Below are 5373 nucleotides of genomic sequence, written 5' to 3'. Positions count from 1 at the left end.
CGTAGCCCGCTAAGAGGCTAAGACTGGACTAACCGAACACAATTAACACAGATGTCAATTAATGTTCAGTGATTTGGTTAGTCCAGCGTTCAAAATTAAGGATACTATAGGAGATGGGACGGCACCCTGGTTTTTATAGCAAGATTCGCGCCTAGCGCCTTGTAGAATTTGGGCCGGGTGCTCCCTTTTTACTAGCTTAACTTCATATATCTTGGCGTGGGTTTTGTCGTTTTTATTGGTATTGGAAAGGCAAGCTTAATTTTGAGTGCTTTGACGGGGACAACGGATTTATTTTCCCATATTCCGGTGCTGGCAGAGGAGGTTTTGTCAGCTCTGGCGGTGACTGCTGGTGGATATTATTTGGATGCTACGGTGGGTGCTGGCGGTCATACGCGCTTAATTTTACAAGCGGTGCCGGATGTACGGGTTTTGGGTGTGGATCGAGATGCGCAAGCGATCGCGCAGGCTAAGGAAAATTTAGCGGAATTTGGCGATCGCGTGGAATTTTGGCGGGGAAATTTTGCGGATTTGCCGGTAAATCCCCCATTTGATGGTATTTTATTGGATTTGGGGGTTAGTTCGCCCCAATTGGACCTTCCCGAACGGGGATTTAGCTTTCGCCACCAAGCACCTTTGGACATGCGAATGGATACAACGCAAAAGCTGACGGCTGCCGAGGTGGTGAACCATTGGGACCAAAAACAGCTGGCGGATTTATTTTTCCACTATGGCGAAGAACGCTATTCCCGACGAATTGCCCGTAAAATTGTCCAATCCCGTCCTTTTGAAACCACGACCGACCTCGCAGATGCGATCGCTGCGGCTGTGCCACCCAAGTATCGATATGGTAGGATTCACTCAGCGACCCGTGTTTTTCAAGCTTTGCGGATTGCGGTAAACGAAGAACTATCTTCGCTGGAGAGATTTCTCGGTTTGGCTGAGAATTTGTTAAAACCGGAAGGTAGACTAGCCGCCATTAGCTTCCACAGCTTGGAAGACCGTATCGTCAAACATCACCTGCGCCAATCTCCCAGTTGGCAAGTTTTGACCAAAAAACCCATCGAACCCACAGCTAGCGAAAAATCGCGCAATCCGCGATCGCGTTCTGCCAAATTGCGATTGGCAGCCAAATGCTAACTTGGATGGGGAAACAACGGTGGTGGCGTTGGTAGGCTAGCTTACCAGAACCCTGGGTGGTGTTTGGGGGAAATTATGTTTTCCTGATACAGGATTTTCCGGTTAGGGAACGTTAAACACAGCATCTACAGCGGATAGCCAATCCCATAAGGTCTGCTCTAGCTACCCAAACCTCGAACTCGATTTCGGTAGTTTCTCTAGCTATGGTAGGCTCCTGCCCATCCATCGAGGTGCTACCATCTCCCATGGTCACGAGAATCAGTATATATCAAGAGCCGACGGCATGAGTCGCGATCGAAAAAATAAACTGAAACTGCTAATCGTCGATGACGAAACCTATAACCTAGACTTGCTGTACCGGACTTTCCGGCGCGAATTTCGCGTGTACAAAGCGGAAAGTGCCATTGCGGCTTTGCAGGTTCTGGATGAGGAAGGAGAAATGGGAGTCATTATCTCCGACCAACGCATGCCAGAAATGAACGGTACGGAGTTCCTCAGCAAGACGGTAGAACGGTTTCCCGACACGATTCGCATCCTACTTACCGGGTATACGGATGTGGAAGATTTGGTGGAGGCGATTAACTCCGGTCAAGTCTTCAAATACATCACCAAACCCTGGAATCCAGAAGAACTAAAATCCATTGTGCAGCAAGCTGCCGAGACCTACCAGGTGCTCAAACAAAGAACCAATACCTTGCGCCGTGCGTTGCGGCGGGAGTCGGTTTTTAATCAGGTGATGAGTGCCATTCGCGAGTCTCTCGATTACAGCAGCATGCTGCAAACGATTGTGGAAACTTTGGGACAAAATTTTCAGGTGAATCGCTGTTCCTTACACCCGGTAGAAGGCGATCGCTTGATGAATTCCCATTTTACCTACGATGCCACCGACCCCCCAACCACCTCGACAGAAACCACCGAGCCGGAAAATTCTGAAAATAGCAACGATGGGGAATCGAGCCATCCAGCCACCGACCCGGCAACCATGGGGGAAACGGAGGCAGGAAACACCTCTACAGCTACGGCTGTTTCGCCGGACAATCCTTTCATTCAAAAGGTATTGGAAACCCGGCAAACCCAACAAGGGGTGGCGGAGAATGGTGGCGAAAATAGTACCTATTTGGTGGTTCCCCTCACCTACCAGCAGCAGTTGCTGGCGGTTTTGTCATTAGAGCAAAGCCACGAACGCAGCAGTTGGGAAGACGAAGACGTTCAGTTTATCGAAAGCGTTGCCGACCAAGCGGCTCTTGCCATCTACCAAGCCAAACTCTACCAACAAACCCAAGAACAAGCGCAGCAAATGCGCTCCGAGTTGGAAGTAGCGCGTCAGATTCAGAACAACTTGCTGCGGCAGAGCTGGCCGGATTTTGAAGACGTTCAGGTTCAGGCTTGTTGCTATCCAGCGCGCGAGGTGGGTGGTGATTTCTTTGAAGTGTACGTACACGCGCAAGAGGATATTTGGGTGGCGGTAGGGGATGTTTCCGGCAAAGGGGTTCCCGCTGCTTTGTTTATGGCAAGTGCGATTTCAGTGATGCGGCGCGAACTTTCCCAGGAGACTTCTCCTGACCCAGAAACGGTGATGAGAAGCCTTAATGTGGGACTGGCAGATTATTTAATTAGCAATAACTGCTTTATCACCATGGTCTTGGCGCGCTACCGACCCTCAACCGGAGAGCTTGCATATGCCAACGCCGGACACATCTACCCTCTGGTATGGTCCCATCAAACGCTGCTGCAACAGCACGAACAACAAGAATCCATTGCTGTAGAACCTCAATATTTGAAGGCGCGCGGCATTCCTTTGGGGATTTTGCCAGAGTGGAAAGGGAAAGGTGGAAGCCAACAGTTGCACTCTGGCGATGTGTTCCTGCTCACGAGCGACGGGCTAACAGAAGCTACAATTACCAGTGATGGCCATTCCCACCCTTCTGAAGAAGGAAAAATGTTACAGCAGTCGGGACTTTGGGAATTGCTCATCGAGTCGCCGAAGGCTTTGAATTTAGAAGAGTTATTGCCTAAAGTGCGCGATCGCACTGCCTATCAAGAAGATGACCAAACTATTTTGTCTTTGGAAATCCTGTAGTCTGTCACCGATTCCCAAATAGAAGTTGGGGATTTGAGGGGGACGATCCCGACCACGCCAGCAGTGATGAAACTTTCCAGACTCGAACCGGTTGCGGACTTCCAGATGCTGCCCCAGTCTGGACGATTCCCAAGCTCAGAACCCACAGGTGTGGGGAAAAGCCAAGACAGGTTGGTGGAATGGGTTGAGGGGACCAAAACTCTTAACGGAGAATTATCTTCCATGTATGTACCAGTTGTAGGCAAATATAGCAACCCTTTCATACAAACCAAGCCCAGTTGGGCCAAAGGTGGGATAAAAGAAGGAAAATCTCTCAAGGCACATTCGGATATTGGCATATTTTCCGTTGGAGAAACCAGCAGTTCCAGCGACCCCCAAACTCACAATGTTGTCATTGGCATCGATCGCCGAAAGCACTATTCTGGTATCGGGGTTCAGTCCAGCCGATTTTCCTCGTTTGTGGCTCATCCGATCCTACTCTTTGAGATGGACCAAAAGATGGTGAAACGTCCTTGCTTCTCTTGCCGGCCACTTCATCTCTTGCAACCCTCTAAAAGGGAAACCCGGAGAGTCGATAGCGATTCCGCAAGCCGGCGTAGCGGCGACACAGCCAGACGGGTTTCGGTGTCAGAGTTGAAAGTGCAACAAATTCGCCGCTATGTAGGATTCATTGTGGCTGAAGCCGCATGAGTTCGCTTGTCCTCCCTGCTCCCAATAGGCGGGGTTTCCAAGCTCACAGGAGGTTTACATGAGAACCGAGCTGCAAGTACCCAGCGATATTCGCTTTGTGACCGTAGTCGAAAACTGGCTTTTGGGTTGTTTGGAGCTAGAGCTGGGCGATAAAGTGGACTGGCAGCGGCAGTCCAACCGGTTGCGCTTGGTGTTGGCAGAAGCCTACTCCAACGTAGTGCGACATGCCCATAAAGGCCAGCCCAATTTGCCGGTGTTGATTCGGCTGGAAGTCAAACAAAGAGATTTGGCGTTGGAAATTTGGGACCAAGGTCAAGGGTACGATATCGATACCTATACAGCCCCCGATCCGGAAGATCTCCAAGATGGCGGGTATGGCTGGTTGATTATGAATCGCTTGATGGACCGAGTAGAGTACCGACTACAAATTGATGGTGGCAAAAATTGCCTAAAGATGGAAGCTAGTTTGCCGGAAATTAACTCTTAAAGGTAACTAGCAACCAAAACCAAATATATAAAATTTCTAATTTTGCTATCTTCCAGCGCATTTTTCTAGGGAGAGAAATATGGGAATTGATTGCGATCGCGGCACCAAAAACACCGCGTTCTTATTATCGGTTTGCTGATTTTAGAATGTTTTTGATGGCAAACTATATCTTGATATCAAATTTTTTTTGGATCCAACAATTTTCCGCCCTTTCCCAACAACGGCAAAAACAATAGCTGCTGCAATAAGTTAGACTGGCACAAATCCGAGGACCCAAAGCAACTGCGATCGCATCCCACGTCGGGAAAAATAGGGGGCAAACGCGGTGAACTCCACACACCATGCCTATTTGCTCCCTTCCCGACCTCCTACGTAGCTAGTCAACCATTTGCGACATGAAACCTCGAACTTCTCCTTTTCGCCGCCTCCTCAATGCCATGGAACCATGGGTATTTCTCCCGGCGGCGGCTGTAGTTATCGGTTTTGTCTTCTATGGTGCTTTCTTCACCAAAGCCGCGAAAAGCAACTTTCAAACCCTACAGTCATCTATTGTAGAAAACTTCGGTTGGTTCTACATTCTCACCGCCACCATTTTGCTAGTCTTTATCGTTTGGCTGCTGTTTTCGCGCTTCGGCAGCATTCGGTTGGGCGGTCCCGATGCACGTCCCGAATTTGGCTATCTGAGCTGGTTTAGTATGCTCGTTAGTGCTGGCATGGGGATTGGCATTGTTTTTTTTGGGGCTGCCGAACCGGTACTGCATTTTTTAACCCCCCCAACTGGTGAAGAACTGGAAACCGCCGCTGGCATTCGAGAATCCATGCGGTTTACCTTCTACCACTGGGGATTCCATCCGTGGGCCATTTATTCCGCTCTGGCACTGCCGTTAGCGTACTTTCACGGAAAATACCTCGATACGTTTAGAAGCCCTGTCGCTTTAGCGCAGGGAGGAAAAACGGACGGCGACTTTAGTCGCCTATA

5 protein-coding genes are annotated in these 5373 nt (G+C 49.5%); 4 read left to right on the top strand and 1 reads right to left on the bottom strand.

Going from position 1 to position 5373, the window contains the following annotated elements:
- The first annotated feature begins 258 nt into the window (after positions 1-258).
- Together rsmH and AS151_RS16810 are read left to right on the top strand one after the other, a co-directional pair.
- The gene (gene rsmH, locus AS151_RS16815; RefSeq protein WP_071518225.1) at positions 259-1137 is read left to right on the top strand and encodes a 16S rRNA (cytosine(1402)-N(4))-methyltransferase RsmH; all 879 of its coding nucleotides are present in this window, start codon (positions 259-261) and stop codon (positions 1135-1137) included.
- Positions 1138-1420: 283 nt separating this feature from the next.
- Positions 1421-3217, top strand: a complete 1797-nt coding sequence (locus AS151_RS16810) for a SpoIIE family protein phosphatase (protein ID WP_071518224.1) — start codon at positions 1421-1423, stop codon at positions 3215-3217.
- Positions 3218-3430: 213 nt separating this feature from the next.
- Here the strand turns inward: AS151_RS16810 and AS151_RS22600 are convergent, their stop codons facing one another.
- Positions 3431-3685 (bottom strand): hypothetical protein, encoded by a 255-nt coding sequence (locus AS151_RS22600; protein WP_211517631.1) that lies wholly within the window; start codon positions 3683-3685, stop codon positions 3431-3433.
- A gap of 280 nt (positions 3686-3965) precedes the next feature.
- Between AS151_RS22600 and AS151_RS16800 the strand changes: the two genes are divergently transcribed.
- Positions 3966-4394: an anti-sigma regulatory factor gene (locus AS151_RS16800; RefSeq protein WP_071518222.1), complete on the top strand. Its 429-nt coding sequence runs from the start codon at positions 3966-3968 to the stop codon at positions 4392-4394.
- A gap of 395 nt (positions 4395-4789) precedes the next feature.
- Positions 4790-5373, top strand: a 584-nt coding sequence (locus AS151_RS16795) for a BCCT family transporter (RefSeq protein ID WP_170861427.1), incomplete at its 3' end; no start/stop codon positions are given.

Origin of the sequence: Geitlerinema sp. PCC 9228 (genome assembly GCF_001870905.1) — a bacterium.
In the GTDB taxonomy this organism is placed as follows: domain Bacteria; phylum Cyanobacteriota; class Cyanobacteriia; order Cyanobacteriales; family PCC-9228; genus PCC-9228.
Note: the sequence above shows the minus strand (reverse complement) of the source record. Positions and strands in the feature narration are given on the sequence as shown.

Coding starts and splice junctions, on each gene's coding strand:
- AS151_RS16800 (WP_071518222.1), top strand. CDS start 3,966: ATGAGAACCGAGCTGCAAGTACCCAGCGATATTCGCTTTGTGACCGTA.
- AS151_RS16810 (WP_071518224.1), top strand. CDS start 1,421: ATGAGTCGCGATCGAAAAAATAAACTGAAACTGCTAATCGTCGATGAC.
- AS151_RS22600 (WP_211517631.1), bottom strand. CDS start 3,685: ATGAGCCACAAACGAGGAAAATCGGCTGGACTGAACCCCGATACCAGA.